General features: G+C 68.2%; 25 protein-coding genes. 20 read left to right on the forward strand and 5 right to left on the reverse strand.

Features of this window, described 5'->3' with window-relative positions:
- The first annotated feature begins 10 nt into the window (after positions 1-10).
- From BJG92_RS09485 to BJG92_RS09500, 4 genes are read left to right on the forward strand one after another with little or no spacing between them, the layout of a single operon-like run.
- Positions 11-817, forward strand: a complete 807-nt coding sequence (locus BJG92_RS09485; RefSeq protein ID WP_232083778.1) for a CoA transferase subunit A — start codon at positions 11-13, stop codon at positions 815-817.
- Positions 814-1,587, forward strand: coding sequence for a CoA transferase subunit B (locus BJG92_RS09490; RefSeq protein ID WP_232083779.1), 774 nt, complete (start codon positions 814-816; stop codon positions 1,585-1,587). The genes BJG92_RS09485 and BJG92_RS09490 overlap by 4 nt, the downstream gene beginning before the upstream one ends.
- Positions 1,584-2,132: a MaoC family dehydratase gene (locus BJG92_RS09495; protein ID WP_232083780.1), complete on the forward strand. Its 549-nt coding sequence runs from the start codon at positions 1,584-1,586 to the stop codon at positions 2,130-2,132. Before BJG92_RS09490 ends, BJG92_RS09495 begins: the two co-directional genes overlap by 4 nt.
- A gap of 4 nt (positions 2,133-2,136) precedes the next feature.
- Positions 2,137-2,970, forward strand: a complete 834-nt coding sequence (locus BJG92_RS09500) for a CoA ester lyase (RefSeq protein ID WP_232083781.1) — start codon at positions 2,137-2,139, stop codon at positions 2,968-2,970.
- A gap of 133 nt (positions 2,971-3,103) precedes the next feature.
- Here BJG92_RS09500 and BJG92_RS09505 read toward each other — a convergent pair whose 3' ends face one another.
- A complete protein-coding gene (locus tag BJG92_RS09505) occupies positions 3,104-4,588 on the reverse strand; it encodes a lipase maturation factor family protein (RefSeq protein ID WP_232083782.1) in 1,485 nt (494 codons plus the stop codon).
- Positions 4,589-4,772: 184 nt separating this feature from the next.
- Here BJG92_RS09505 and dxr point away from each other — a divergent pair, with 184 nt between their 5' ends.
- From dxr to BJG92_RS09555, 10 genes are all read left to right on the forward strand, one after another.
- Complete coding sequence (dxr, locus tag BJG92_RS09510; protein ID WP_232083846.1) at positions 4,773-5,957, forward strand: 1-deoxy-D-xylulose-5-phosphate reductoisomerase; 1,185 nt, start codon at positions 4,773-4,775, stop codon at positions 5,955-5,957.
- An 18-nt stretch (positions 5,958-5,975) separates the two neighbouring features.
- Positions 5,976-7,307, forward strand: coding sequence for an RIP metalloprotease (locus BJG92_RS09515; protein ID WP_232083783.1), 1,332 nt, complete (start codon positions 5,976-5,978; stop codon positions 7,305-7,307).
- Positions 7,308-7,566: 259 nt separating this feature from the next.
- Positions 7,567-8,337 carry a MarR family transcriptional regulator gene (locus tag BJG92_RS09520; RefSeq protein WP_232083784.1) on the forward strand — a complete coding sequence of 257 codons (771 nt, stop codon included), beginning with the start codon at positions 7,567-7,569 and terminating at the stop codon, positions 8,335-8,337.
- Positions 8,334-8,834: a hypothetical protein gene (locus BJG92_RS09525; RefSeq protein WP_232083785.1), complete on the forward strand. Its 501-nt coding sequence runs from the start codon at positions 8,334-8,336 to the stop codon at positions 8,832-8,834. The genes BJG92_RS09520 and BJG92_RS09525 overlap by 4 nt, the downstream gene beginning before the upstream one ends.
- Before the next feature lie 81 nt (positions 8,835-8,915).
- Entirely contained in the window at positions 8,916-9,209 is a 294-nt protein-coding gene (locus BJG92_RS09530; protein ID WP_232083786.1) for a YciI family protein, read from the forward strand.
- A gap of 60 nt (positions 9,210-9,269) precedes the next feature.
- Positions 9,270-10,436, forward strand: a complete 1,167-nt coding sequence (gene ispG / locus BJG92_RS09535; RefSeq protein ID WP_232083787.1) for a flavodoxin-dependent (E)-4-hydroxy-3-methylbut-2-enyl-diphosphate synthase — start codon at positions 9,270-9,272, stop codon at positions 10,434-10,436.
- Complete coding sequence (locus tag BJG92_RS09540) at positions 10,399-11,286, forward strand: GNAT family N-acetyltransferase (protein WP_232083847.1); 888 nt, start codon at positions 10,399-10,401, stop codon at positions 11,284-11,286. Before ispG ends, BJG92_RS09540 begins: the two co-directional genes overlap by 38 nt.
- A 368-nt stretch (positions 11,287-11,654) precedes the next feature.
- A complete protein-coding gene (locus BJG92_RS09545) occupies positions 11,655-13,466 on the forward strand; it encodes a proline--tRNA ligase (protein ID WP_232083788.1) in 1,812 nt (603 codons plus the stop codon).
- Between the two features lie 12 nt (positions 13,467-13,478).
- Positions 13,479-14,273, forward strand: coding sequence for a TSUP family transporter (locus BJG92_RS09550; RefSeq protein WP_232083789.1), 795 nt, complete (start codon positions 13,479-13,481; stop codon positions 14,271-14,273).
- 42 nt (positions 14,274-14,315) lie between these two features.
- Positions 14,316-15,740, forward strand: a complete 1,425-nt coding sequence (locus tag BJG92_RS09555; RefSeq protein ID WP_232083790.1) for a pyridoxal-dependent decarboxylase — start codon at positions 14,316-14,318, stop codon at positions 15,738-15,740.
- Here the strand turns inward: BJG92_RS09555 and BJG92_RS09560 are convergent.
- From BJG92_RS09560 to BJG92_RS18545, 3 genes are read right to left on the reverse strand one after another with little or no spacing between them, the layout of a single operon-like run.
- Positions 15,737-16,804: an aminoglycoside phosphotransferase family protein gene (locus tag BJG92_RS09560; RefSeq protein ID WP_232083791.1), complete on the reverse strand. Its 1,068-nt coding sequence runs from the start codon at positions 16,802-16,804 to the stop codon at positions 15,737-15,739. The two genes, BJG92_RS09555 and BJG92_RS09560, sit on opposite strands and share 4 nt — an antisense overlap.
- A 54-nt stretch (positions 16,805-16,858) precedes the next feature.
- Positions 16,859-17,590: a VIT family protein gene (locus BJG92_RS09565; RefSeq protein ID WP_232083792.1), complete on the reverse strand. Its 732-nt coding sequence runs from the start codon at positions 17,588-17,590 to the stop codon at positions 16,859-16,861.
- Positions 17,591-17,602: 12 nt separating this feature from the next.
- Complete coding sequence (locus BJG92_RS18545) at positions 17,603-18,754, reverse strand: DUF4439 domain-containing protein (protein WP_232083793.1); 1,152 nt, start codon at positions 18,752-18,754, stop codon at positions 17,603-17,605.
- A 115-nt stretch (positions 18,755-18,869) separates the two neighbouring features.
- Here BJG92_RS18545 and rimP point away from each other — a divergent pair, with 115 nt between their 5' ends.
- The 5 genes from rimP to rbfA all read left to right on the forward strand — a co-directional run bounded on the left by rimP (position 18,870) and on the right by rbfA (position 24,810).
- On the forward strand, positions 18,870-19,487 hold the full coding sequence (rimP, locus tag BJG92_RS09575) for a ribosome maturation factor RimP (RefSeq protein WP_232083794.1): 618 nt from the start codon (positions 18,870-18,872) through the stop codon (positions 19,485-19,487).
- Entirely contained in the window at positions 19,487-20,467 is a 981-nt protein-coding gene (gene nusA / locus BJG92_RS09580; protein ID WP_232083795.1) for a transcription termination factor NusA, read from the forward strand. Before rimP ends, nusA begins: the two co-directional genes overlap by 1 nt.
- A 192-nt stretch (positions 20,468-20,659) precedes the next feature.
- The gene (locus BJG92_RS09585) at positions 20,660-20,992 is read left to right on the forward strand and encodes a YlxR family protein (protein ID WP_374199786.1); all 333 of its coding nucleotides are present in this window, start codon (positions 20,660-20,662) and stop codon (positions 20,990-20,992) included.
- A gap of 152 nt (positions 20,993-21,144) precedes the next feature.
- On the forward strand, positions 21,145-24,051 hold the full coding sequence (gene infB, locus BJG92_RS09590; RefSeq protein WP_232083797.1) for a translation initiation factor IF-2: 2,907 nt from the start codon (positions 21,145-21,147) through the stop codon (positions 24,049-24,051).
- A 249-nt stretch (positions 24,052-24,300) separates the two neighbouring features.
- Positions 24,301-24,810: a 30S ribosome-binding factor RbfA gene (gene rbfA, locus BJG92_RS09595; protein WP_232083798.1), complete on the forward strand. Its 510-nt coding sequence runs from the start codon at positions 24,301-24,303 to the stop codon at positions 24,808-24,810.
- 88 nt (positions 24,811-24,898) lie between these two features.
- On the opposite strand, the gene BJG92_RS09600 is transcribed toward rbfA, so the two are convergent.
- On the reverse strand, positions 24,899-26,023 hold the full coding sequence (locus tag BJG92_RS09600) for a ScyD/ScyE family protein (RefSeq protein WP_232083799.1): 1,125 nt from the start codon (positions 26,021-26,023) through the stop codon (positions 24,899-24,901).
- A gap of 281 nt (positions 26,024-26,304) precedes the next feature.
- Between BJG92_RS09600 and trxA the strand changes: the two genes are divergently transcribed.
- Positions 26,305-26,742, forward strand: coding sequence for a thioredoxin (gene trxA, locus BJG92_RS09605; RefSeq protein WP_232083800.1), 438 nt, complete (start codon positions 26,305-26,307; stop codon positions 26,740-26,742).
- Positions 26,743-26,751: the final 9 nt, after the last annotated feature.

Consider the following 26,751-nt stretch of genomic DNA (forward strand, 5'->3'; position numbering starts at 1 on the left):
GGATCCTGCGATGATCAACAAAGTTGTTGCCAGCGCCGCCGACGCCGTCGCCGACATCCACGACGGCGCCTCCCTCGCCGTCGGCGGCTTCGGGCTCTGCGGGATCCCGGTGGCCCTGATCGCTGCCCTGCATGAGAGCGGCGCCACGAAGCTGGAAACCGTCAGCAACAACTGCGGCGTCGACGACTGGGGGTTGGGGATCCTGCTGAAGGACGGCCGGATCCGCCGCACCGTCAGCTCCTACGTGGGGGAGAACAAGGAATTCGCCCGGCAGTACCTCGCCGGCGAACTCGAGGTGGTCCTCACCCCGCAGGGCACCCTGGCCGAGAAGCTGCGCGCCGGCGGGGCGGGCATCCCCGCGTTCTACACGCCCGCCGGCGTCGGCACCCAGGTCTCCGACGGCGGGCTGCCGCAGAAGTACGACGCCGACGGCAACATCGCGATCGCCTCCGCACCGAAGGAGGTGCGCAGCTTCAACGGCGCCGACTACGTCCTCGAGGAGTCGCTGACCCCCGACTTTGGTCTCGTGCACGCCTGGAAGGGCGACCGGCACGGCAACCTGGTCTTCCACGCCACCGCGATGAACTTCAACCCTCTGTGCGCCATGGCCGGGAAGATCACTATCGCCGAGGTCGAGGAACTCGTGGAACCGGGGGAGCTGGATCCCGAACACGTCCACATTCCCGGCATTTTCGTCCAGCGCGTGGTGCTCGCGCCCGACGTTGAGAAGCGCATTGAGAAGCGGACGGTGGCCGTGCCGGCCGACGGCCCCCTCTCCGGCAGCACCTCCGCAGCGAGAGACCAGGCAGGAGCATGAGCGTGGAAACGAACAATGCGCAGGGGGAGCCGCCGCGTCCGGAAGCCGTCCGGCACGAATACCGCCGCTCCGCCGTCGAACATCCCGCAGGCGTTAGCCCTGACGCGAAGGGTTGGACCCGCAACGAACTTGCCGCCCGGGTGGCGCTGGAATTGCGCAACGGCCAGTACGTCAACCTTGGCATCGGCATGCCCACGCTGATCCCCAACTACATTCCAGCCGGCATCGAGGTGGTCCTGCATTCGGAGAACGGCATCCTCGGCGTCGGGCCCTACCCGGCCGAGGACGAGGTTGATCCGGATCTCATCAACGCCGGCAAGGAAACCGTGACGGTCAACAAGGGCGCCGCCTTCTTCGATTCCGCAGCTTCCTTCGGCATGATCCGCGGCGGGCACGTCGATGTGGCTGTGCTGGGCGCCATGGAAGTCGCCCAGAACGGGGACCTGGCCAACTGGATGGTCCCGGGCAAGATGGTCAAGGGCATGGGCGGCGCGATGGACCTGGTGTTCGGGGCCAAAAAAGTGATCGTGATGATGGAGCACGTGGACCGGAACGGCCGGCCGAAAATCGTGGAACACTGCTCGCTCCCGCTGACCGGCCAGGCCTGCGTGGACCGCATCATCACCGATCTCGCCGTGATCGACGTCGTGACCGACGGCGGGAAATCCCGGCTGGTGCTCCGCGAGCTGGCCCCGAACGTGTCCGTGGAAGACGTGGCCGCGGCCACCGGCGCCGAACTTTTCGAGGAAGACCAGGAACTGACCGTATGACAACGGACCCCCAGCGTGAGGCTCAGCCCCGCGTCATTGAACCCCGTGTTATTGAACAGCGCGGACTCTACTTCGACGAGCTCGAGGAGGACGTGGTCTATGCGCACCGGCCCGGCCGGACCGTCACCGAGACGGACAACGTCCTGTTCACCACCATGACCATGAATACCCAGGCCCTGCACCTTGATGCCGCCTGGAGTGCCGGGCAGCCGTTCGGCCAGCGCCTGATGAACTCGATGTTTACCCTGGCCACCGTCGTGGGGCAGTCCGTGCCGCAACTGACCCAGGGCACCATCATCGCGCAGCTGGGGATGACGGACGTGTCCTTCCCGCACCCGATGTACCACGGTGACACCCTGTACACGGAAACAGTGGTGACCGGAAAACGGCTGTCCTCCTCACGCCCGGGGCAGGGCATCGCGACCATGAAGCACACCGGCCGGAACCAGCGCGGCGAGGTGGTGGCCCTCGCCACCCGCAGCTGCCTGATGTGGGTGCGCGAAGCACATGCAGAGGTCCAGAACGCGCGCAAGAGCGGAGAATAGACACATGAGTTTCCTGATGGGCCCCGCCCTGCTGTTCTGCCCGGCCGACCGCCCGGAGCGCTACCAGAAAGCGTCCGAGCGTTCCGACGCCGTGATCGTTGACCTGGAGGACGCCGTCGCGCCGGCCGACAAACAGCGTGCCCGCGGGGCCATCCTCGCCCAGCTCGGCTCCTCAGGCGAGGTTCCCGAACTGGACCCGAGCCGCACGATCATCCGGGTCAATCCGGCCGGCACGGAGGAGTTCGAGAAGGACCTGCACTGCCTCAAGCACACCCCGTACCGGCACATCATGCTCGCCAAAGCCGAGAGCGCAGCCCAGCTCAAGGACCTTGCGGGCTACAGCGTGATTGCGCTCTGCGAGACGGCGGCCGGGATTCTCAACGCCGCCGCCATCGCGGCCGAGCCGAACGTCGTCGGGCTGATGTGGGGCGCCGAGGACCTGCTCGCCTCCCTCGGCGGCACATCCAGCAGGACGGACGACGGCGCCTACCGCGCTGTCGCGCTCCACGCCCGCTCCGCGGTCCTGGTGGCCGCCGGCGCGTTCGGCAAGGAAGCGATCGACTCCGTCTACGTCAACATCCCGGATCTTGAAGGACTCGCCGCGGAATCCCGTGACGCCGTGGCCTCGGGCTTCGGTTCCAAGGCATGCATCCACCCGAGCCAGGTGGCCGTGGTCCGGACTGCGTATGCGCCCTCCGACGCCGAGCTCGCCGCTGCGGCCGAACTGCTGGACGCGGCCGCCGCGGCCGGGTCAGGCGTCTTCGCGTTCCAGGGCAAGATGATCGACGGGCCTATCCTCAAGCACGCCGAATCCACTCTCCGCCGGGCCGGACGGTAGCTTCCGGGGCTGCGGCTCTCGTCTATCTTCGCGGCGCGTGGTGGGGCCGTGCTCCCCAGGGTGGAATCTCGTCGATTCACCACGAATGGCCGCTTTGGCGGGTCCTATGGCGGCCATTTGCGTCCAACGGGGATCAGCTCTCCGGCGGCAGGGACAACGGCCCGAGGGCTACGGACAGCGGCGTCCGGATCCACCGTTGGTGGGTGTCCCGGTACTCGGTCCGGGTGGCGAAGCGGTACAGGTAGCTGCGGGCACGCACCCAGCGGGGGCGTTCGCCGTCGAACGGGTCATGGCGCAGCAGCCGCAACAGGGGCCGGTCGGCCTCGAGCAGCCTGGCCAAGAAGGCGTAGAACCACTCCTCGTGGACGGTGCGCAGGGGCAGGAACCACATCAGCCAGTCAAGCCGCAGGTGATAGGGAGCCCACTGCCGCGGCAGACGCCGGACGTCCCCCGGTTTGCCCTTGAAGCCGTACTCCCGCCAGTCGGCGTCGTCCCCGGGCTCCGCGTCGAGGGTCCCCTCCACCACGATCTCGATCCGCCTTTTCGTGACAGTGCCGAAGGCGCCGTAGGTGTTCACCAGCTGCCAGCGGTTGAAGCTGGCGTTCATCAGCTGCTGGCGGGAGAGGAGGTTCTCCAGGGGCCGGTAGCTCAGCACCACGAGGAACGCGCTGGCGAGCAGGACCACCACGAGCCACGGCACCGGCGCCTGGCTGCCGGTGCCTGCACCAGCAGCTGGGACGGCATCCCAGGCCGGGGCGTGCCAGTCGAGCGGGATGGCCGGCAGCACGGCATGCGCCACCGGATCACTGACCGCTGCGAAGGCGAGCAGGATCGCCATCCAGTTGAGCCAGGCGAAGTTCCCGCTCGCCACCAGCCAGAGCTGCGTGAAGATGATGACCCCGGCCGCGGCGCTCGCCAGGGGTTGCGGTGCAAAGAGGAAGAACGGCACCACCAGCTGGGCGAAGTGGTTGCCCAGGACCTCCAGCCGGTGCCACAACTTGGGGAGCAGATGGGCCTGACGGCTCAGCGGGCCCGGCATCGGCTGGGTCTCGTGGTGGTAGTACAGGGCCGTCAGGTCCCGCCACTCGCGGCCGCCCCGGATCTTGATCAGCCCGGCCCCGAACTCCAGCCGGAACACCAGCCACGCCAGCAGGATCAGGACAGGCCGCGGCGGGGGAGTCTGGTCGGAGCCGAGGAACGCCACTGTGAACCCCGCCTCGAGCAGCAGCATTTCCCAGCCGAAGCCGTAAAAGGCCTGGCCCACATTCACGATCGACATGTACAACAGCCACAGCGTCAGGAAAGCGAGCAGCGGTACCCAGGGCGGGCCGAGCTGGGGCAGGCCAAGGACCAGGGCGGCGGCAATGGCCATGCCGGACCAGCAGACGCCCCGCAGCAAGCGGTCCGAATAGCGCCAATGGAACAGGCTGGGCCGTCCCAGGCGCCGGAACCCGTCCAGATAGTCCGGCACCGGCAGCAGGCCGCGCTCGCCGAGGAGGGCCGGGAACTGGTTGAGCGAGGAGAGGAACGCCACGAAGTAGAGCGTCGCGATGCCGCGCTGCAGCACCTGCCGGGCGAACTCGTACTCCGGCGCGTCAAACCAGGCCGTCCACTCCACGATTCACACGTTACGCCTGCGGCGTGCCGCGTCAACGTGCGGCGGCGTGCCCGCCCGGGCGGGCGTCGAGTGGTCACATCGCGGCAGTGTTCCGCGCTGACACTGCCGTGAAATGACCCCTCGACGGGAATCTCCCTGCGCCGGCGCGGTGCGGGATACTTAAGCCATGCAGACTTCGGAATCAGTGCAGCCGCGCAAGATCGTCCTCCTCGGGTCCACCGGTTCCATCGGCACGCAGGCGATCGACGTCGTCGACGGCGCCCCCCACCTGTTCGAGGTCGTGGCGCTCAGCGCCGGCGGCGGCAACCCGGAGCTCCTGGCCCGGCAGGCCGTCCACACCCGCGCCCGGGCCATCGGCACCGCGGCCGGCGACGCGAAAACCCTTCAGGCACTGATCGACGACGCCGCCCGCACCGCCGGCGTGGCCGGCTACCGGCCCGAGATCATCACCGGCCCGGACGCCTCCACCCGGATCGCGGAGATCGAGGCCGACGTCGTGCTCAACGGCATCACCGGCTCCATCGGCTTGGCGCCCACCCTGGCCGCGCTCAAGTCCGGGGCCACCCTGGCCCTGGCCAACAAGGAGTCCCTGATTGTCGGCGGCGCCCTCGTCAAGGCCGCGGCCCGCGAGGGCCAGATCGTCCCGGTCGACTCCGAACACTCCGCGATCGCCCAATGCCTGCGCTCCGGGACCGCTGCCGAAGTGGACCGGCTGATCCTCACCGCATCCGGCGGCCCCTTCCGCGGCATGACCCGGGACCAGCTCCATGACGTCTCCCCGCAGGACGCCCTCGCCCACCCCACGTGGGACATGGGCCTCATGGTGACGACGAACTCCGCGAGCCTGGTCAACAAAGGCCTCGAAGTCATCGAGGCGCACCTGCTCTTCGATATCCCGCTGGAGAAGATCGACGTCGTAGTCCACCCGCAGTCCGTGGTCCACTCCATGGTCCAGTTCATCGACGGCTCCACGATCGCCCAGGCCTCGCCGCCGGACATGCGCCTGCCCATCGCCCTGGGCCTCGGCTGGCCGGACCGTGTCCCGCAAGCAGCCCAGGCCTGCGACTGGAGCAAGGCCACCACCTGGACCTTCGAACCGCTGGACACGGTGGCGTTCCCCGCCGTCGGACTGGCCAAGGATGCCGCCAGGGGAGGCAGCACCTTCCCGGCCGTGTTCAATGCCGCCAACGAGGAGGCCGTCATGGCCTTCCACGCCGGCCGGATCCGGTTCACCGATATTCTCGATACCATCGAAGCCGTACTCAGCGAACACACAGGGTCCTCCGGGCTGACGGTGGAGTCCGTGCTGGATGCTGAAAGATGGGCACGTGCCCGCGCCCACGAACTTTTGGCCGTTAGAAGCGTCTAGGAAGCAGCAGATCGAAGTATGAGCCCCGTCCTCCTCTTTATCCTCGGTGTCGTCTTTGTGGCGATCGGCATCGCCGTGTCCATCGCCCTCCACGAAGTGGGACACCTGCTGCCGGCCAAGCTGTTCAAGGTCCGGGTCACCAAGTACATGATCGGGTTCGGACCCACGCTCTGGTCGCGGACGAGGGGCGAGACTGAATACGGCTTCAAGGCCATCCCGCTGGGCGGCTTCGTCTCGATGATCGGCATGTACCCGCCGAACAAGGAGGACGGGACGGTGCGCCCCTCCAGCACCGGCATGTTCCAGAGCCTCGCCTCGGACGCCCGCTCGCTGGCCCACGAGGAAATCGGCCCCGAGGATCGGAACCGCGTGTTTTACCGGCTCCCGGTCTGGAAAAAAGTCATCATCATGCTGGGCGGCCCGGCCATGAACTTGCTGATCGGCGTTGTGCTGACGGCCGTGCTGCTGATGGGGTTCGGCATCGCCACGCAGACCACCACCATCGCCGACGTCTCCAAGTGCCAGGTCAAGGCCGGCGAGACCGTGGACCCGAACTCCGCCGACTGCAAGCTCACGCCGGCCGCCGCCGCGGGGCTCGAGCCCAACGACGTCATCACCTCCTTCGACGGCAAGCCCGTCACCAGCTGGGACCAGCTGACCGGCTGGATCCGAGCCTCGGCGGACAAACAGGTCAGCATCACGGTGGAGCGCGACGGCGGCCCCGTCACCGCGACCGTCACCCCCGTCCTCTCGGCACGCCCGGTGATCGGCGACGACGGCCGGCAGGCCAAGGACGCCGACGGCAAGCTCCGGTACCAGGACGTCGGCTTCCTGGGCATCGGTGCGCAGACGGCCCTCGTGCCGCAGCCCGCGTCCACCGTCCTTCCGATGGCGGGCGAGAACATCAAGCAGGTCGCCGGCGTGATCGTGAACCTCCCGGCGCGCGTGGCCGGCGTCGCCAAGGCAGCCTTCAGCGAGGAGCCCCGCGATCCCAACGGCCCTATCAGCGTGGTCGGTGTGGGGCGGGTGGCCGGCGAGGTCGCCGCCATGGAACAGGTTCCGCTGCAGTCCCGGCTCGGCGCCCTGGTGGGCCTGCTCGCCGGCCTCAACTTCGCCCTGGCGGTCTTCAACCTGGTGCCGCTGCTTCCGCTCGACGGCGGCCACGTGGCCGGCGCACTCTACGAAGGGGCCCGGCGCCGGCTTGCCAAGCTCCTCGGCCGCCCGGATCCCGGCGCGTTCGACATCGCCAAGCTTCTGCCGGTCACTTACGTGGTGGCGGTGCTGCTGATGGGCATGGGCGCCCTGCTGATCTACGCGGACATCGTCAAACCGGTCAACCTCTTCGGCTGACCATGCGGCCCTGCGGCCCGCGGACGCGTCCCGGGAGGGTCAGTGCGGTGCACGGCCTGGGTGCCGAGGGAACTCGGGATCGCCGGAGCGCTGCCAGGACGCCGGAAGTTTACGGCGACCTGGCAGCTTTCCGGCGATTTCGGCGCGAGCCTGGGCCCACAGGCGTCGTCGATTAGTCATTCTCAGCTTATTTTGGCTTATTTTCAGTAATCAGCTGAAAGTGATTGATTCTCTAGGATCAGCCACTTAGGGTGGGGCTATGTATGTGATGACCATCGACCAGCGCGGCAGCAGCGCCGACGTCGACCGCGTCCCGGGTCTCCTGGCTGAACTGGCCGGGCTCTCCACGGCCGGTCGCTTCGAGCGTTCCGTGGGCGACGAAGTCCAGGGGGTCGTGGAGCGTCCGGACGAAGTCGTGGACATCGCGCTGCACGCCCTGCGCAGCGGCCGCTGGTACGTGGGGATCGGGGTCGGTGCGGTGCACCTGCCGCTGCCGGCCAGCCCGCGCGAAGGATCCGGGCCCGCCTTCGTCGCGGCGCGCGTGGCCGTCGAGAAGGCCAAGTCCGGGGCCGCCCACGTGCCACTCGCCGTCGTCTCCGGAGGCCTGCGCAGGGGAGAGGCTGCCCCCTCGCCCGCGGGATCTGCCGGCGCCTACGCCTGCGCCAATGCCGAGGCGGTGCTGCGCCTGATCGGACGGCTGGTCCAGGACCGGACCGCCGCCCAGTGGAAGGTGGTGGATGTGCTGCGCGCGGTGCAGCACGGCCAGTCCGGCACACACGGGACGCAGAAAATAGCCGCCCGGGAACTGGGAATCACCGAACAATCGGTGAGCCGTGCGCTGCTGCGCTCCGGCTGGCAGGAAGAATGGGCTGCGCGGCCAGCGGCGGAAATGCTGCTGGACTTCGCCCACGGAATCATCGCCGGCAAAGACGACCTCCGTGAGCATTCCACGGCCGGGGCCAAGGACCCGGCCCCGACCCGGCGCACGGAGCCCCGCACCCAGGACCACCACACAGAAGGAGACCGGTGAACGCCCTTTGGATCACCCTGGCCCTGCTCACAGCCGGGTTCGCCGGCTGGCCCGTGACGGCGCTGGTCTTCCGGCTCGCCCGCACCATCGATGACCGGGCCGACGCCGGCGCCGTCGCCGGCGCCACAGACGCCGCCGAGGACCCCGCGGCCGACGTCACCGTCGATCCCCTGACCGGACCGGCGGAACCGGCCGGGCCGGCCCCGGCCCCGCAGCCGGCGCACAACGCCGCAGCGGACGCCGAAGCCGTCAGCAGTGCCCGGATACTGCGGGGAGGCGCGATCATCGGCATCCTCGAGCGGCTGGCGGTCTGCCTCGCGATCCTGGCGGGCCAGCCCGTCGCCATCGCCTACGTCGTCGCCATCAAGGGACTCGGGCGCTTCGCGGAACTGAAGGCGACGCCTGTGGCCGCCGAGCGTTTCATCATCGGCACCCTCACGTCCATGTTGTGGGCCGCCGGCATCGCCGCACTGGCCAAGGTGCTCTTCCTCCTCTGAGGCTGAGGCTGAGGCTGACGCTGAGGGCCGCGGGACGGGCCCGGATGCATGCTCGGGCAACCGGGGCGATAGTGTATGCATATGACTGTTTTTGCTGTTGAGTATGTATACGACGCCGAATCCTCCGAGGCCCGCGATGCCAGCCGCCCTGCGCACCGTGAATGGACCGCAGGACTTGCCCAGGACGGCACGCTCCTGGCCAGCGGCCCCTACGGTGACGGCGCCGGTGCCCTGCTCATCTTCGAGGCGGCCGACGAGCCGGCCCTGAACGAACTCCTCAAGCAGGATCCGTTCGCCGCCGCCAGCGCCATCTCCGGCACCCGCACCACCGTCTGGGTGCCCTTGACCGGTCTCCTGGCCACCCGCGCTGCGTAGCCCGTCTCCGCAACCGACCTTCGATACTTCGATGCCGTTTCTTTCACACAAGGAGTCCATGTGACCTCGGTCAGCCTGGGAATGCCGTCAGCACCGCCCCCCGTCCTCGCGCCGCGGCGCAAGACCCGCCAGATCAAGGTGGGCTCGGTCGGCGTCGGCTCCGATTCGCCCATCAGCGTGCAGTCGATGACCACCACGCCCACCACGGACATCAACGCCACACTGCAGCAGATCGCCGAGCTCACCGCCACCGGCTGTGACATTGTGCGCGTCGCCTGCCCGTCCGCGGACGACGCCGAGGCCCTGCCGATCATCGCCCGCAAGTCCCAGATCCCCGTGATCGCGGACATCCACTTCCAGCCGAAGTACGTCTTCGCCGCGATCGAAGCCGGCTGCGCCGCGGTCCGCGTGAATCCGGGGAACATCCGCAAGTTCGATGACCAGGTCAAGGAAATCGCCCGCGCGGCCAAGGACCACGGCACCTCCATCCGCATCGGCATTAACGCCGGATCGCTGGAGCCCGGGATCCTGAAGAAGTACGGCAAGGCCACCCCGGAAGCCCTCGTGGAATCCGCCGTCTGGGAAGCCTCGCTGTTCGAAGAGCACGGATTCTACGACTTCAAGATTTCGGTCAAGCACAACGATCCCGTCATCATGGTGGCCGCCTACGAGATGCTCGCCGAACAGGGCGACTGGCCGCTGCACCTGGGCGTCACGGAGGCCGGTCCGGCGTTCCAGGGCACCATCAAGTCCGCCACCGCCTTCGGTGCCCTGCTCTCGCGCGGCATCGGCGACACCATCCGGGTTTCCCTCTCTGCGCCGCCGGTCGAGGAAATCAAGGTGGGCAACCAGATCCTGCAGTCCCTCAACCTGCGCCCGCGCAAGCTCGAGATCGTTTCCTGCCCGTCCTGCGGGCGCGCCCAGGTGGACGTGTACACGCTCGCTGAGCAGGTCACGGCCGGCCTGGAAGGCATGGAGATCCCGCTGCGCGTAGCCGTCATGGGCTGCGTCGTGAACGGCCCGGGTGAAGCCCGCGAGGCCGATCTCGGCGTCGCGTCCGGCAACGGCAAGGGCCAGATCTTCGTGCGGGGAGAGGTCATCAAGACTGTTCCGGAGGACCAGATTGTTGAGACACTAATCGAAGAGGCCATGCGTATCGCCGAAGAGATGGGGGAGGCCGATGGCGAAGATGCTGTCAAGGGTAGCCCCGTGGTTAGCGTCTCGTAAGGACGGCGCCGCTCCAGGGGCCAGTGTCCGGGTCCTCGGCGGCCCGGACACTGCGCAACTGCTGGACCTGGCGCGGCAGGACGCCGTCGCCAACGTCTTTATCCTCTCCCACCTGGAAACCGCCCGATCGGCGGCTCCCACCGCCGGGGGCGCCACCATCCTCGGCGTGTTCGACGGCGGGACCCTTCTGGGTGCGTGCTGGGCCGGCGCCAATCTGGTGCCAGTGCAGCTCGATCCCGAGTTCGTGGGGGTTGTCGCGGCGGCCGCGCACCGCTCCGGCCGCCGTTTCGCCTCGATCTTCGGCCCGGCCGAGACGGTGCTGGCCCTGTACACGGAGTTGGAGCAGCTGGGCCTCAGCGCCCACGAGATCCGCGAACACCAGCCCCTCATGACCATTTCCGGCCCGCCTGCCGTTCCATCGAACCCGCTGCTGGGCTTTGGCCAGCTTGCGGATTTCGACCGTATCCTGCCCGCCTGTGCAGCCATGTTCGAAGAGGAAGTGGGCTACTCGCCCTACCTCGGCGGCCGGGACTACTACAGCCGCAGGGTCAAGGGGCTGATCCGTCAGGGGCACTCCCTGGTGCACGTGAACAAGGACGGCGAGGTGGTCTTCAAGGCCGAGCTCGGTGCCGTCACGCCCGATGTCACGCAGGTCCAGGGAGTCTGGATGAACCCGGACTTCCGGGGGCAGGGCCTCAGCGCCGGCTACATGGCCGCCGTCGTTGTCCGGGCCATGACCCTCGCCCCGGTCACCAGCCTCTACGTCAATGACTTCAATACCCGCGCCCGCGCCACGTATGAGCGGGTCGGCTTCCGCCAGGTAGGCACGTTCGCCACAGTGCTGTTCTAGGGGTACGGCGAAATTAACTGGGTGCAGACTCTTGTTTTCGTCGTGTGCGTCGCATAGGTTCTACCTAGCCGTGTCGCACAGGCCCGCGCCCTCCCCGGCGTAGATTCCGGGGAAGGCAGAGCCTGGGGGCGACACCACGTAGCTCACAGCCTGAGATCTGGGGGTGCTGGGGCCACAGAGCCGCGCCATGACGGGATGACCAGCTGGAAACGGCCAGGGGCTTCCATCAGTTATGGCGTGGCTCTTCCCCGTTCACGGGGCATCCGCAGCGGGCCCACGCGGGAAACCGGCGCCGTCTGGACGGTAGATTGGTACCTAGACGTTTTCCCGGCCTAGCCCCGCACCTCCCAGAAACGGATAGATACCCAGTGGTCCTTCGACTTTCCAAGCTGTTCCTGCGCACCCTGCGTGAAGATCCCGCCGACGCCGAAGTGGCCAGCCACCGGCTGCTGGTCCGCGCCGGCTACATCCGCCGCGCCGCGCCGGGCATCTACACCTGGCTGCCGCTGGGACTGAGCGTGCTGCGCAAGGTCGAGCAGGTCATCCGCGAGGAAATGACCGCGATCGGCGCCCAGGAAGTCCACTTCCCGGCGCTCCTGCCCAAGGAACCCTACGAGGCCACCAACCGCTGGACCGAGTACGGCGACGGGATCTTCCGGCTCAAGGACCGCAAGGGCAACGACTACCTGCTCGCGCCCACGCACGAGGAGATGTTCACCCTTCTGGTCAAGGACCTGTACTCCTCGTACAAGGACCTGCCGCTGAGCATCTACCAGATCCAGAACAAGTACCGCGACGAGGCCCGCCCCCGGGCAGGCCTGCTGCGCGGGCGGGAATTCATCATGAAGGATTCCTACTCCTTCGACGTCGACGACGCCGGCCTGGACGCGAGCTACGCCGCGCACCGCGGCGCGTACCTGAAGATCTTCGAGCGCCTCGGCCTCGAAGTGATTCCGGTCGCGGCCACCGCCGGCGCCATGGGCGGGTCGAAGAGCGAGGAATTCCTGCACCCCACCGAGATCGGCGAGGACACCTTCGTGCGCTCCGCCGGCGGCTACGCGGCAAACGTCGAGGCCGTCACCACGGTGGTCCCCGCGGACATTGACTTCAGCGACGCCCCGGCCGGGGAAGTCCGGGACACCCCGGACACGCCCACCATTGACACGCTCGTCGACGCCGCCAACGCCCTGGCTCCCCGCAGCGAGGCCGACGGCGGCGCCTGGACTGCCGCCGACACGCTCAAGAACGTCGTCCTCGCCGTCACCCTGCCCACCGGCGAACGCCAGATCGTCGTCATCGGCGTACCCGGCGACCGCGGCGTGGACCTCAAGCGCGTGGAAGCGACCATCGGCTCGTTTCTGCCGATCGCCGGCGAAATCACGATCGAGGCCGCCAGCGAGGAAGACCTCAAGAAGCAGCCCCTCATCGTCAAGGGCTACCTTGGCCCCGGCCTGTCCCTGCACGCGGCCCTGCTGGGCACCCGGGGCGCCGCGAAGCTGCTCTACCTCGTGGATCCCCGCGTCGTCAGCGGCTCCGCCTGGGTCACGGGCGCGAACGAGGCCGGCAAGCACGTGTTCGGCCTCGTCGCCGGCCGCGACTTCGGCTGGGACGGCGTCATCGAAGCCACCGAAGTGCGTGCCGGGGACGAGGCCCCCGACGGCTCGGGACCGCTGGAAACCGCCCGCGGCATCGAAATGGGCCACATCTTCCAGCTCGGCCGCAAATATGCGGAGGCCATGGATCTGAAGGTCCTGGACCAGAACGGCAAGCAGGTCATTGTCACCATGGGTTCCTACGGCGTGGGCGTCACCCGCGCCGTCGCGGCCCTGGCCGAATCCAACCACGACGACAAGGGCCTGATCTGGCCGCGCGCCGTCGCCCCGGCCGACGTCCACGTCGTCGCCGTCGGCCGCGGCGAGGAAATCTTCGCAACAGCCGAGAAGCTCTCCCTGGAACTCGAGGCCGCCGGCCTCGACGTCATCTATGACGACCGTCCCAAGGTGTCCCCGGGCGTGAAGTTCGGCGACGCCGAGCTCGTCGGTGTCCCGACCATCCTCGCCGTCGGCCGCGGGCTGGTGGACGGCGTCGTGGAGATCAAGGACCGCCGCAGCGGCACTGCCGAGAACATCGCCGTGGACAAGGCTGTTGACTACGTGGTCAACGCTGTCCGCAACAGCTGACCCCAGGCAGGCGTGGTCTCCGGACTCGAGTCGATCGAGCTCAGCACCGTCATCCTGATCATCGTGGCCGGTCTTGCGGCGGGCTGGGTCGACGCCGTCGTGGGCGGCGGCGGACTCATCCAGCTCCCCGTGATGCTGCTGGTGCCGGGCATCAGTCCGGTGCAGGCTCTGGCCACCAACAAGATGGGGTCGATTTTCGGCACCACCACGAGTGCCGTCACCTATTACCGCCGCGTCCGGCCGGACCTGCGTACGGCCCTGCCGATGGCGGGTGTCGCCCTGGCCGGCAGCTACGGAGGGGCGGTGCTCGCTGCCACCCTTCCGGCCAGCGTGTTCAAACCGATCATCGTGGCCGCGCTCGTCGCTGTCGCGCTGTTCACGGCCTTCCAGCCAGGCATCGGTGAGCTGACCAAGCTGCGCCACGCGGGGCACCGGCACTACGTGGTGGCCTGCCTGATCGGCGGCGTGATCGGCTTCTACGACGGCCTGATCGGTCCCGGCACCGGATCGTTCCTGATCATCGCCCTCGTCTCGGCCATGGGCTACGCCTTCCTGGAAGCCAGCGCCAAGGCCAAGATCGTGAACGTGGCCACCAACGCCGGTGCCCTGCTGTTCTTCGTGCCACACGGCGCTGTGCTGTGGGGCCTGGGGCTGGTGCTCGGGGCGGCGAACATGGCCGGCGGCTACCTGGGCGCGCGGACGGCGGTCAAGCAGGGGAGCAAGTTCATCCGCGTCGTGTTCCTCGTGGTGGTGGGCGCCCTCATCATCAAGCTCGGTTCCGACGTCTGGCAGGACAACTTCGCCTAGCAGCCACTCCCCGTTCCGGGGCCCCGGGCGTAGCATGCAGCTATGTCAGCAGCTGAAGAACGCTACCGTGATGCCCTCGAGGCGGCGGCCCGGCACGCACGCCAGTGGCTCGGCAGCCAGGAAACACGCCGCGTGGGCCCGAGCGTGACCGCAGCGGATCTGGCGGCCGACTTCGGCGGCCCGCTGCCCGCAGGGGGCATGCCGGCCGCGGAGGTGGTGGACTATCTCGCCGCTAAGGCCGAACCCGGGCTGATGGCCATGCCCTCCGGACGGTTCTTCGGCTGGGTGATCGGCGGGACCCTCCCGGCGGCTTTAGCGGCGGACTGGCTGGTCAGCGCCTGGGACCAGAACGCCGGGCTTCGCTACGCAACTCCCGCGACCGCTGCCATTGAGGAGGCCGCCGGCGGCTGGCTGCTGGAGCTGCTGGGGCTGCCGGCTGCGTCCGACGTCGGCTTCGCTACCGGCGCCACGATGGCCAATTTCACCGGACTTGCCGCGGCGCGCTGGCGCCTGATGACGGAGGCGGGCTGGGACCTCGACGTCAACGGCCTGGCCGGCGGGCCCAGGATCCATTGCTTCGTCGGCCAGGAACGCCACGACACAATCGACCTCGGCCTGCGCTACCTCGGGCTGGGACGGCCCACGGCTGTCGCCGCCGACCGGCAGGGCCGCATCGTGCCCGAGGAACTGGACCGCGCCCTCGAACGGGCACTGGACGCCGCGCCGAGCCGGGGAAACAGCTCCGGCCGGGCCCCGGCACTGGTCTGCCTGCAGGCCGGAAACCTGCATTCAGGTGCCTTTGACCCGTTCACCGAGGCGATCGCCGTCGCAAAATCCTACGGCGCCTGGGTGCACGTGGACGGCGCCTTCGGACTCTGGGCCGCGGCCGTCCCCGAACTCGCCGAACTGACCGCCGGGCTGCAGCTCGCCGACTCCTGGGGCACCGACGCGCACAAGACGCTCAACGTCCCGTATGACTGCGGGATCGCCGTGGTCCGGGATGTCCAGGCCCTGCGCTCCGCCATGGGCTTGCACACCAGCTACCTGATCCAGGCGGCGGACGGCACGGCGGACCCCTTCGAGAAGGTCCCCGAACTGTCCCGCAGGGCCCGCGGGGTGCCGGTCTGGGCCGCGCTGAAGTCGCTCGGCCGGGACGGCGTCACGGCCCAGATCCGTGCGCTGGTGCGGCGCGCCGGCCAACTGGCGGAGCAGCTTTCGGCGCTCGACGGCGTCGAGGTGCTCAACGACGTCGACTACACCCAGGTCTCACTGGCTTTCGGGGACGATGCCCTGACGCGCGCGGTGACGGCCCGGATCATCAACGACGGACAGGTCTGGATGTCCGGCTCGCGCTGGCAGGACCGGGACATCCTTCGCATCTCCGTCAGCAACTGGAGCACCAACGACGCCGACGTGGCGGTTGCCGTCGAAGCCGTCCGGGACGCGCTGGCTGCAGCGCGCAGCTAGCGTGCCGGCATTCCCGGCGCGGGCAGCTCGTGCGGCGCCGGAAGGTCCGGCAGGGTGCGGCCGGCGAGGGCGCTGGCCACCCAGAGCGAACGGGCCAGGTCGCCTTCGTGGTGGCCGCGGGCCGCGTACCACAGGGCGTTGTCCACTTCGCGGGCCAGGGCCCACTGCCGGGCGGTTTCCGGGTCCAGGCCGGCAGCCTCGCTGAAGTCACGGCAACGCTCGAGGAGGGCCTTTTGGGGATCCGCCCGGGACAGCTCGGCCATCCGGTTCCAGAGCAGGGGGGCCACCGCGAATTCCGCCTCGCCGGTCATGGGCTGCGGATCGATCGCGGCGAACTCTTCCACGCCGGCGGCTGCGGTCCCCGCTGGATCCGCCCCGGACGGTGCAGCCGTTTCCGGGCGGGCCAGGACATTAAGGTAGTGCAGGTCTGTGTGGACCAGCACGTCCCTGCCGGAACGGCGGCCGACGGCGCCGCGGGTCTGGCAGACCTCGAGGGCAGCTTCCAGCAACCAGCGCGGAAAGGGCCGCGCGAGCTGCTCCCAGGTCTCCGGCAGTTCGTCGCTCCACTGTTCGGCGCGGGCCGCGATGTGGCCGAATTCGTGCCACTCCGGCCGGCTGTCGGGTACCAGGCTCAGCCGGCGCACCAGGGCCCCCCAGATACTCGCGGCTGCGTCCAGCGGGATGTCCTGCAGGGACCGGCCGGCATCCAGGCGCTCCAGCAGCAAAGCTCCGGCCACGGCGTCGGCGGCGAGCAGCCGTGCGGCGCCGTTCCCGCCCCACAACGCCAGCGCGTGCCGTTCGACGCGGGCTTCATCGTGCGGATAGGCGATCTTCAGGACGGCGGCTCCCTTGCCGCCATGCCCGTCTCCCCGGACCGGGACCACAATCGCCCCGTGGCCGTTCCACGGCAGGGCACCCGGCGGGAGGTCAAGGTCAAGCTGCCACCGCGCCAGGCACTCACTGGCCAGCCGGGGGAGCGCAGCCAGCCAGTCCCGGCCGGCTGCCCAGGTGTTGTAGCGGCGGACGAGGTCCGGCGGGAGCGGAAGGTCTGCGGCGTGGCTCATCGATCCCAGCGTAGTTCCTGACGACGGTCCTCAACGGCCGCGGCCACCCAGGTATCAGGCGACGATGCCGCTGGCGCCGAGCAGGTTGCCGATGAGGAAGGTCGCGATGAGCGCCAACGCGCCGCCGATGACCACCCGCACGGCCGCTTTCAGCTTCGAGCCGCCGCCGATCCAGGCGCCCAGGGCGCCGGTGGCTGCCAGGGCCACCAGGACCGCGACGAAGGTCAGCGGGACGCGGATGTTATCCGGGGGCAGGAGGATGGCGAGCATGGGCAGGATCGCGCCGATGAGGAACGCGATGGCGGAGGCGATCGCCGCGTGCCAGGGGCTGACAATATCCGTCTCGTCGATGTTGAGTTCAGCGGACAGATGGGCGCCGAGCGCGTCGTGCGCGGTGAGTTCCCTGGCGACCGTGCGGGCCGTGTCGGCACTGAGCCCCTTGCCCTGGTAGATGGCGGCAAGCTCCTCGAGTTCCTCCTCGGGCTGCTCCGCCAGCTCGCGCCGTTCCTTTTCGATCAGGGCGTGCTGGCTGTCCTTCTGGCTGCTGACGGACACGTACTCGCCCAGGGCCATGGAGATCGCTCCGCCCACGACGGCGGCGGTGCCGGCGACGAGGATGGGACCTGAATCCGTCGTCACACCTGCGACGCCGACCACGACCGCGGCGACGGAGACGATCCCGTCGTTGGCGCCCAGGACGCCGGCGCGGAGCCAGTTCAACCGGTGTGCGATGTCGCTGTGATGGGGTTCGTTCTCATGAAGGGTGGCTGCGCCGGTGCTGTCCATGACTACAGCCAATCACCAGTGCGCGGGGCTGGCCAGTTGTGCGAGGCTAAGCAAAGTTAGGCCGGGCTCCGTCGGAGCAGGATCCGTCGGAGCAGGATCCGCAGTCGGTAGCGGCGGGAAATCCTTCGGGTCGGCCCGCAGCCCCGGCACCGGGCCGGTTTCGGCACCCCAGATCGCGGCACGCCGGGCACTGCCCACCATTCCCGCAATGGCCCAGGCGCGGGTCTCGCCCTCGCTCAGCGCCACCAAGTCGCCGTATACGGGCAGTGCGGCGGCCTCAAGGCCTGCCAGCCCGGCGCCGGGCGAGGCCAGGAACTCTGGGGCCAGGGTGTAGCCCGCCTCCCGTGCCGGCACCCAGGCGCAGTGCGCCAGACCCAGGGATTCGGCGTCGGCTGCGAGGGCTTCGTGCCTGGCCAGCTGCTCCGAGGCCGCCTTGGCTGCATCGCCGCTTAGCCGGGTCAGGGCCACTTGATAGCCGTAGATGGTTTCGAGTTCGGTCCGGACCGTGGCCGCGAGGGCGGCGTCCCGGCTGGCAGCGCCACGGGACGGGACGGCCGGGGAAGAGGCCGTCGCGGGTGCGCCGGCGCAGGCTCCGGACGGCTGGGGGGCGGCGGGGACCGCCGGGAGGGGAAGGGCAATGCCGGCCGCGGCCGCGACCGAGGATGCCTGGAGCAGCTGGGCCGTGCCGACGGAGGCCAGCAGCCGGGCCATGCCGCCGTCGGCCACTGCCGCATCGGCAAGCCGTTGCGAGCCGCTGCCCGCAAGCGCGGCGGCCAACGCGGCCGCGGAGGACGGGAGCGGTGCTGGGGGCGACGCGGGGTCCGCGGACCGGGAGCCGCCGGGTTCTGTAGCGGGTTCCGGCGCCTGGCCCGGCGCTTGCAGCGCCTGCGCCTGGCTTGTCAGCAAACTCACAGTCTGCGAAATGCCGGGCTGCCCCGTGCCGGGCGAGGAATGGCCCAGCTGTTCACCGGCAGCCCGCAGCCGCAGGGTCTCCGTCAGCGCGGCGGCCCTTGCCTGCTCGGAAAACGGCGGTTCCGCGGGTCTGCCGGGGCTTCCCGGCGTCAGGGCCACACCGAGGCTGACCACCACCAGGGCGAGGATGCTGAGGAGTGCCACACGGGGAAGGAGCTCCTGCCATCGCTTTTCCCGGGTGTCGTCTTTCACAACACACCATATTGTCATGGTCCTCATGCCGGGCCGGAACTGAAGTGCACCATGCCGCCTGGAAAATCGCTAGGCTAGTACACACAACATCATCTAGCGGGAGGCGGCCGGCATCATGACTAATGCAGAAGCCACGACTTCGACAGACCGGACCGGGACGGGGAAGGCTGACGCCGCACCCGCCCACAACATGGAGGCCGAGCGCCTGCACGCCCTCCTGGAGCCGGCAGTGCTGGCTAACCGGCTGTATCTGGAGGACGTTTCCATTCACATCGCCGGCGCCAACCGGGTGGTCCACGTAGTGGTGGACCTGCCGCAGGAAGAGTCCGGCGGCGTGGGCCTCGACGTCATCTCCGAAATTTCCACGACCCTCTCGGACATCCTGGACAACGATCCCAGCACCGACGCCCGGCCGTACGAGCTTGAGGTTTCCTCGCCCGGCGTCGGCCGTCCCCTCACCGAGGAGCGGCACTGGCACCGCGCCCGCGGCCGGATGGTCAAGGTCAACGTCCTCCAGGGCGAGAATGTCACCGGCCGGGTCCAGTCCGTCGACGCTGGCGGCATCACCCTGATCCCCGAGATTGCCGTGAAGAAGGGCATGAAGGCCAAGCAGGGCGAGCCCATCAAACTTCCCTTCGACAGGATCCGCAGTGGAAAAGTCGAAATAGAGTTCAGCCGCCTCGATGAGGCCGGGCTGGAGAACGCACACAATGGACCTTCCGAGGAGGCCTAATGGATATTGACATGAGCGCACTGAGACTCCTGGAGCGTGAGCGTGAAATCCCGCTGGATCTCCTGATTCCCACGATCGAACAGGCCCTGCTGGTTGCCTACCACAAGACGCCGGGAGCCTTCGAACAGGCTCGCGCCGAACTGGACCGCAAGAGCGGGCACGTGACCATCTGGGCCACGGAGATCGACGACGACGGCGCCCCCATCGGTGAATTCGAGGACACCCCTGCGGGCTTCGGCCGCATCGCTGCCAGCACGGCCCGCCAGATCATTCTGCAGCGCCTGCGCGATGTCGAGGACGACAACGTCCTCGGCGAGTTCAAGGGCCGCGAGGGCGAGCTGGTGGCCGGAACCATCCAGCAGGGCAACAACCCGCACATGATCCAGGTCAACCTGGGCACGGTGGAGGCACTGCTGCCGCCGCCCGAGCAGGTACCGGGGGAGAAGTACACCCACGGCAACCGTCTCCGCGCCTTCGTCATCGACGTGCACCGCGGCACCAAAGGCCCATCGATCACGCTGTCCCGTTCACACCCGGGCCTCGTCCGGAAGCTCTTCGAACTGGAAGTTCCCGAGATCGCGGACCGTTCCGTGGAGATCGTGGCCCTGGCACGCGAAGCCGGGCACCGCACCAAGATTGCGGTCAAGGCCAACACCCCCGGGGTCAACGCCAAGGGGGCGTGCATCGGTGAAATGGGTTCGCGCGTCCGCGCCGTGATGACGGAGCTGAACGACGAAAAGATCGACATCGTCGATTACAGCGACGATCCGGCGACCTTCATCGCCAGCGCACTGTCCCCGTCCCGGGTGAACTCGGTCACCATCATGGACGAGGCAACCCGCTCCGCCCGCGTCGTGGTTCCGGATTACCAGCTGTCCCTGGCAATCGGCAAGGAAGGCCAGAACGCCCGGCTGGCGGCCAAGCTCACGGGCTGGCGGATCGACATCGTCTCGGACGCCGCCGTAAACCGCGCCAACTAGCCCGCAGTTAGAGCCCGCTGCTCAGCGTCCGCGTCCCGGCAAGTTCGGGGCTCGGGTGGATGAGGGGCTAGAATAGACATGACCGAGCCTAACGGCCGGTATTCGTGTGCCCCCAGCACCTCCGGGTTTTGATCCGGAAGCCGCGGGCCGGCAGAAAATGTACTGGCAGGAAGATACTCGGACGTGGCACAAGTGCAACACCTCGAGCATCAGCCGCAGCGCACCTGCATCGGATGCCGGAAAAAGGGCTCGCGGTCTGAGTTACTCCGGCTCGTCGCCGACGGCAGCGGTTTACCCGCCGTCGTAGTGGATGAACGACGCCGGATGGCTGGCCGGGGTGCATGGCTGCACCCCAGCGAGAAGTGCCTGGCACTGGCGGTCAAACGCCGAGCGTTCGGTCGCGCCCTGAACGGCGCAACCGGAACCGCCGACGTCGAACGCCGGATCACGGCAGGCACGCTAGCCGTGGACACTCCGGTGGCCGCGGCAACAACCGTCCAACCTGAAAGCGGGTCAGAAAACTGATGGAAACCCGATGAGTTCCCAGCGATGAGTGCGCAACGATGACAACTTTGTTGCGCTCTGCAATGGACCTTTCAGCTGCACTCGCGGCGGAGGTCCGCATTAAGAAGTAGACGGTTCGTGCCTGGCTCGGTGCGGACCGAGACAGGAGAAATGTGGCCAAGGTCCGCGTACATGAGCTCGCCAAAGAGCTCGGTATTACTTCCAAAGATGCAGTAACCAAACTGCAGGAACTGGGCGAATTCGTTCGCTCTGCCTCTTCCACCATTGAGGCCCCCGTTGTGAGGAAACTCCGCAACGCATTCCCCGACGCAGCAGCAGCTTCGAAGTCAGAAGCGCCCGCGTCCGCCCCCAAGGCACCCGCCAGCCCCTCGGCTAACCGTCCGGCCCCCGCGCCGGGTCCGGCTGCGCCCAAGGCTGCCGAAAATGCCCCTGAAGCTCCGGCCGCGGCCGCCCCGGCACCTGCGGCAACACCGGCCGCTGCCCCTGCAGCCCCTGCTGCCCAGGCTCCGGCTGCACCGTCGACGGGCATGAAGCCCGGCGCACGGCCTGCTCCGAAGGCTGAAGCTCCGGCTGCTCCGGCTGCTCCGGCTGCCCAGGCTGCTCCGGCACGCCAGGGTGGCTCGGCACCGCGCCCGGGCGGTCCCCGTCCGGGCAACAACCCGTTCGCTACCTCCCAGGGCATGCCCCGGGGCCGGGGCGGAGACAACGAACGTCCCTCGCGTCCGGGTAACAACCCGTTCGCTCCTTCCCAGGGCATGCCGCGTCCGGGCGGAAGCCGCACCGAGGGCGAACGCCCCGGCGGTCCCCGTCCCGCAGCAGGCGCTGGTGGCCCCCGTCCGGGTGCTCCCCGCACCGGTGGGGCTCCGGGTGCACGCCCGGGCGCTCCGCGTCCGGCCGGCGCAGCAGGCGCTGGCCGTCCGGCAGGAGCCGGCGGAAACCGCCCGACTCCCGGCATGATGCCTAACCGCACCGAACGTCTGGCACCCGCTGGTGCCGGACGTCCCGGCGGCGGCGCACGCGGCCCGGGTCGTCCGGGTGGCGCTCCGGGTACCGGTGCTCCCGGTGCCGGTGGCGGCGCTCCGGCCGGCGGTGGCTTCGGCAAGGGCGGCCGCGGTCGCGGTGGCACCCAGGGCGCCTTCGGCAAGGGCGGCGCAGGCCGCGGCAAGCAGCGCAAGTCGAAGCGTGCCAAGCGTCAGGAACTCGAGCAGATGAGTGCTCCGTCGCTGGGTGGCGTGAGCGTACCCCGCGGCGACGGCAACACCGTGGTCCGGCTTCGCCGTGGCTCGTCCATCACGGACTTCGCCGACAAGATCGAGGCGAACCCCGCAGCACTGGTGACCGTCCTCTTCCACCTCGGCGAAATGGCTACCGCCACACAGTCGCTGGATGAAGAGACTTTCGCCCTGCTGGGCGAGGAGCTTGGCTACAAGCTCCAGGTTGTGTCCCCGGAGGATGAAGAGCGCGACCTGCTCTCCGGCTTCGACATCGACTTCGATGCCGAGCTGGAAGCCGAAGGCGACGAGGAACTTGAGGCACGTCCTCCGGTTGTCACCGTCATGGGTCACGTTGACCACGGTAAGACCCGACTGCTGGATGCCATCCGCAAGTCCGACGTTATGGCGGGCGAGCACGGCGGCATTACGCAGCACATCGGTGCTTACCAGGTCACCCACGAGCACGAAGGTACCGATCGCAAGATCACCTTCATCGATACTCCGGGCCACGAGGCGTTCACCGCCATGCGTGCCCGTGGTGCGAAGGTCACCGACATCGCCATCCTGGTGGTCGCAGCGGACGACGGCGTGATGCCGCAGACCATTGAAGCCCTCAACCACGCCCAGGCGGCCAACGTGCCGATCGTGGTGGCCGTGAACAAGATCGACAAGGAAGGTGCCAACCCGGAAAAGGTCCGCGGCCAGCTGACCGAATACGGACTGGTTCCGGAAGAGTACGGTGGCGACACCATGTTCGTGGAGGTCTCTGCCCGCCAGAACCTCAACATCGACGAACTGCTCGAGGCTGTCCTGCTCACCGCAGACGCAGCCCTTGACATGCGCGCCAACCCGAACAAGGACGCCCGCGGTATCGCGATTGAAGCCAACCTGGACAAGGGCCGCGGCGCGGTCGCTACCGTCCTGGTTCAGTCCGGTACCCTGCACATCGGCGACACCATCGTGGCAGGCACGGCCCACGGCCGTGTCCGTGCGATGTTCGACGACGACGGCAGCGTCCTGACCGAGGCCGGCCCGTCCCGCCCCGTGCAGGTCCTGGGTCTGTCCAACGTCCCGCGTGCCGGTGACACCTTCTTCGTGACTGCTGACGAGCGCACCGCCCGCCAGATCGCCGAGAAGCGTGAAACCGCCGACCGCAACGCCGCCCTGGCCAAGCGCCGCAAGCGCATCAGCCTGGAAGACTTCGACCAGGCCGTCGCCGACGGCAAGATCGACACCCTCAACCTCATCCTCAAGGGTGACGTGTCCGGTGCCGTTGAAGCCCTCGAAGACGCGCTGCTCAAGATCGACGTCGGCGAAGGCGTCCAGCTGCGGATCATCCACCGCGGTGTTGGTGCGATCACGCAGAACGACGTCAACCTGGCAACGGTCGACAGTGCAGTCATCATCGGCTTCAACGTCAAGCCCGCCGAGCGTGTTGCCGAACTGGCAGACCGCGAAGGCGTGGACATGCGCTTCTACTCCGTCATCTACGCAGCAATTGATGACATCGAGATGGCCCTCAAGGGCATGCTCAAGCCGGAGTACGAAGAGGTCCAGCTTGGTACCGCCGAGGTCCGCGAAGTGTTCCGTTCCTCCAAGTTCGGCAACATTGCAGGCTCGATCGTCCGCTCGGGTGTTATCCGCCGCAACGTGAAGGCCCGCATCAGCCGCGACGGCAAGATCCTCGGTGACAACCTCACCGTTGAGACGCTCAAGCGGTTCAAGGACGACGCCACTGAGGTCCGCACGGACTTCGAGTGCGGCATCGGCCTTGGTTCGTTCAACGACATCAACGAAGGTGACATCATCGAGACCTTCGAGATGCGCGAAAAGCCGCGCGTCTAAGTCTGAAGTCAAGCGCAGTACAGGTGCGGGGCCGTTGGGTTTTTCCCGGCGGCCCCGCCCCTTCGCCGGCCGGTTTTCGATCTTCGATCGCAAACCGTCCGGCTCCGATAGGCCCGATGCCACTCCCAGGCCGCCGGAAAAAACCCAACGGGAGTCCGTCGTTGACTCGCCGTGGTGCGTGGCAGAAAACTTAAACGAGCGACACCGCCTGACAGGCGCCGTCGTACATCCAAATTTTTAGGAGTGGAAATGGCTGATCCCGCACGGGCTGCCAAGTTGGCGCAGCGGATTAAGGTTGTTGTTGCCGAGGCTTTGGGGCGCAGGGTCAAGGATCCGCGGCTGGAGGGCATCACGGTCACGGATGCGCGTGTGACCAATGATCTGCAGCATGCCACGATCTACTACACCGTGTTCGGTGACGAGCTGGTCCAGGCGGAAGCTGCCAAGGGGCTGGAGAAGGCCAAGGGCGTGCTGCGCCAGGAAGTCGGCCGGAACATCACCGTCCGGCTGACGCCGACGCTGGAATTCGTCGCCGACCAGATCCCCGTGGTCGCTTCGAACCTCGAAGAGCTGCTCCGCGCGGCCAAGAAGCGCGACGCCGAGGTGGCGGCTCTCGCGGCCAGCGCCAAGCACGCGGGCGACGCCGACCCCTACAAGAGCGACACCCCCGAGGACGTGGAGCTGGACGAGGACGACTTCGACGAAGAGGACCTCGACCTGATCGACGAGGACGACGTCGACGAGGACAGCAACAAATAGTCCGCAGAGCTCCGTAACGACAATGGCCGGTCCCGGTAACGGGTCCGGCCATTGCCGTGCGGGAGGTTCTTGTCCCTAGGAAGGGGTATCAGTTGCCGGCGTCGCGATCGTTTGAGCCATGGTCCAGCTTCACGTACAGCACCTGGCCGCTGGTGCCGAGCGCGTTGGCGGTCGCGTACAGCGTATGTCCGCGGAGGGCGACGTCGGCCGTCAGGCTGGCGGCGAGGACCACAGTCTGCTTGCCGGAGTCCCTGTCGACTTTGAGGACGCCGTCGCCGAACAGCGATGCGACGTACATGTCGCCGTCGTCGGTCACCACGAGTCCCGTCGGCGACAAGATCTCTTCCGCCACGAGCTTCACGTCGTCGTCCTTCGGATTCACCTTGAAGATCGCGCCGCGGGCGCCGAGGGCCGGACCTTCCGGTCCGCCGGGGAGCGAGGTGACGTACAGCCAGCCATCCGGGCCTGCCGCGACATCCGTGGGCACGGCTTCGAAGTCGTAGGTCGCGCCCGCCACGCAGGCCGGCAGTCCGTTGGAGGCCGCCACGTCTGCATTGATTTTTAGCGGCCGCGGCGGCAGCACTGCGATGGTTTTCATCTTGCCGCTCCGGGCATCCACGGACACCACGCTGTTGGCGCCGGCGTCGGCGACGTAGATGGTCCCGTCGGTCACTGCGATGCCGTAGGGATGGGAATCCACCTCGCCGGTGTAGGTGGCCGGCATCTCCGGCGGCAACTGGGCCGCGCACTCAGCCGGCAGCCCGCGGAAGCCGTAACGGGTCTTGCCGTCGGCGTTACGCTTCGTTTCCAGGGCGGCAAAGTCACCGAGCGTGCGCTGGTGGTTATCGCCGTCGATGATCCGGATATGTCCGGCAAGATCGCGCTGGTCGCCCGGCCCGGCCCCCTGGCTCTCCAGGAAGTACGTGGAACCGTGCCACTGGGTATTGCCCGCAACGTCCCAATCCGCGGATTCGTACAGGACGTTTTTGTTGCCAGCGGAGTCGATCCGGGTCAGGCGGCCGGCGAACTCCTCACTGACGGTCACCGAGCCGCTGCTCCCGGCACTGAGATGAAGCGGGCCCACCAGCCCGTCGGTGAGCAGGACCGGGGCCCCGGACGAGCCCCCGTCCGCTGCGGCGATCCCGGCCGTCCCGGCCGAGACGAATACCGCGGCGGTGGCAACCGTTGCTAGCAGCGACAATGTCTTTCTCATGGTTTGCTCCAGTGGCGAGTGATTTAGAATCCACAGCACGAGACCGATGAGACCGGTGACACTATTGTCGGCCTTACGCGGCTACGCCGCCACCGACGAGAAAATTGTAGTCCGTCGGGGCAGCGAAAGTCGATGCTCGCCGAGCGCGCCGTAGGGTCTCAGCCGCGGCTGGCTGGCTACCGCCGGAACGTCGTCAGGCGGGGACTTTGGACTCTATGCCGGCTCCGCGCTACGGCGTCCCATGGAACCATGACTTCGGGGACCCGGGAAGGCGGCCGGCAGTGGGCTCCAGCCTGAGCAAGTGTCCGCATTGCGGGAAGACCAACCGGGTTCCGGCGGCGGCTGCCGGCCACCCGCGCTGCGGCAATTGCTCCAAGGACCTGCCCTGGATCGTCGACGCAGTGGACGCGGACTTCGGCGAAATCGCCGAACAGTCGTCGACGCCGGCCTTGATCGACTTCTGGGCGGCCTGGTGCGGTCCCTGCCGGATGGTCAGCCCCGTGCTGGACAAACTGGCCCGGGAACGTGCCGGCCGCGTCAAACTCGTCAAAGTCGACGTCGACAAGTCACCTGCGCTCTCGCAGCGCTTCGACATCCAGGCCATTCCAACCATGCTGCTGATCCGGGACGGCAAAGTTGTGGCCCGCCAGGCGGGCGCTCCGCCCGCGGCGGCCCTGCGCCAGTGGCTCGACGGCGCGCTGGCCGCGCGCCCGCGCTGACTGCGCCCC

Source organism: Arthrobacter sp. SO5, from assembly GCF_020532805.1.
Taxonomy (GTDB): Bacteria; Actinomycetota; Actinomycetes; order Actinomycetales; family Micrococcaceae; genus Arthrobacter.

Excerpts from the sequence above, each read along its gene's own strand:
- rbfA (WP_232083798.1), top strand. The coding sequence starts at position 24,301 with ATGGCTGATCCCGCACGGGCTGCCAAGTTGGCGCAGCGGATTAAGGTT.
- BJG92_RS09565 (WP_232083792.1), bottom strand. The coding sequence starts at position 17,590 with ATGGACAGCACCGGCGCAGCCACCCTTCATGAGAACGAACCCCATCAC.
- BJG92_RS09555 (WP_232083790.1), top strand. The coding sequence starts at position 14,316 with ATGTCAGCAGCTGAAGAACGCTACCGTGATGCCCTCGAGGCGGCGGCC.
- BJG92_RS09485 (WP_232083778.1), top strand. The coding sequence starts at position 11 with ATGATCAACAAAGTTGTTGCCAGCGCCGCCGACGCCGTCGCCGACATC.
- BJG92_RS09490 (WP_232083779.1), top strand. The coding sequence starts at position 814 with ATGAGCGTGGAAACGAACAATGCGCAGGGGGAGCCGCCGCGTCCGGAA.
- BJG92_RS09530 (WP_232083786.1), top strand. The coding sequence starts at position 8,916 with ATGACTGTTTTTGCTGTTGAGTATGTATACGACGCCGAATCCTCCGAG.
- BJG92_RS09515 (WP_232083783.1), top strand. The coding sequence starts at position 5,976 with ATGAGCCCCGTCCTCCTCTTTATCCTCGGTGTCGTCTTTGTGGCGATC.
- BJG92_RS09495 (WP_232083780.1), top strand. The coding sequence starts at position 1,584 with ATGACAACGGACCCCCAGCGTGAGGCTCAGCCCCGCGTCATTGAACCC.
- BJG92_RS09600 (WP_232083799.1), bottom strand. The coding sequence starts at position 26,023 with ATGAGAAAGACATTGTCGCTGCTAGCAACGGTTGCCACCGCCGCGGTA.
- BJG92_RS09560 (WP_232083791.1), bottom strand. The coding sequence starts at position 16,804 with ATGAGCCACGCCGCAGACCTTCCGCTCCCGCCGGACCTCGTCCGCCGC.
- BJG92_RS09500 (WP_232083781.1), top strand. The coding sequence starts at position 2,137 with ATGAGTTTCCTGATGGGCCCCGCCCTGCTGTTCTGCCCGGCCGACCGC.
- BJG92_RS09540 (WP_232083847.1), top strand. The coding sequence starts at position 10,399 with ATGCTGTCAAGGGTAGCCCCGTGGTTAGCGTCTCGTAAGGACGGCGCC.
- nusA (WP_232083795.1), top strand. The coding sequence starts at position 19,487 with ATGGATATTGACATGAGCGCACTGAGACTCCTGGAGCGTGAGCGTGAA.
- BJG92_RS09520 (WP_232083784.1), top strand. The coding sequence starts at position 7,567 with ATGTATGTGATGACCATCGACCAGCGCGGCAGCAGCGCCGACGTCGAC.
- rimP (WP_232083794.1), top strand. The coding sequence starts at position 18,870 with ATGACTAATGCAGAAGCCACGACTTCGACAGACCGGACCGGGACGGGG.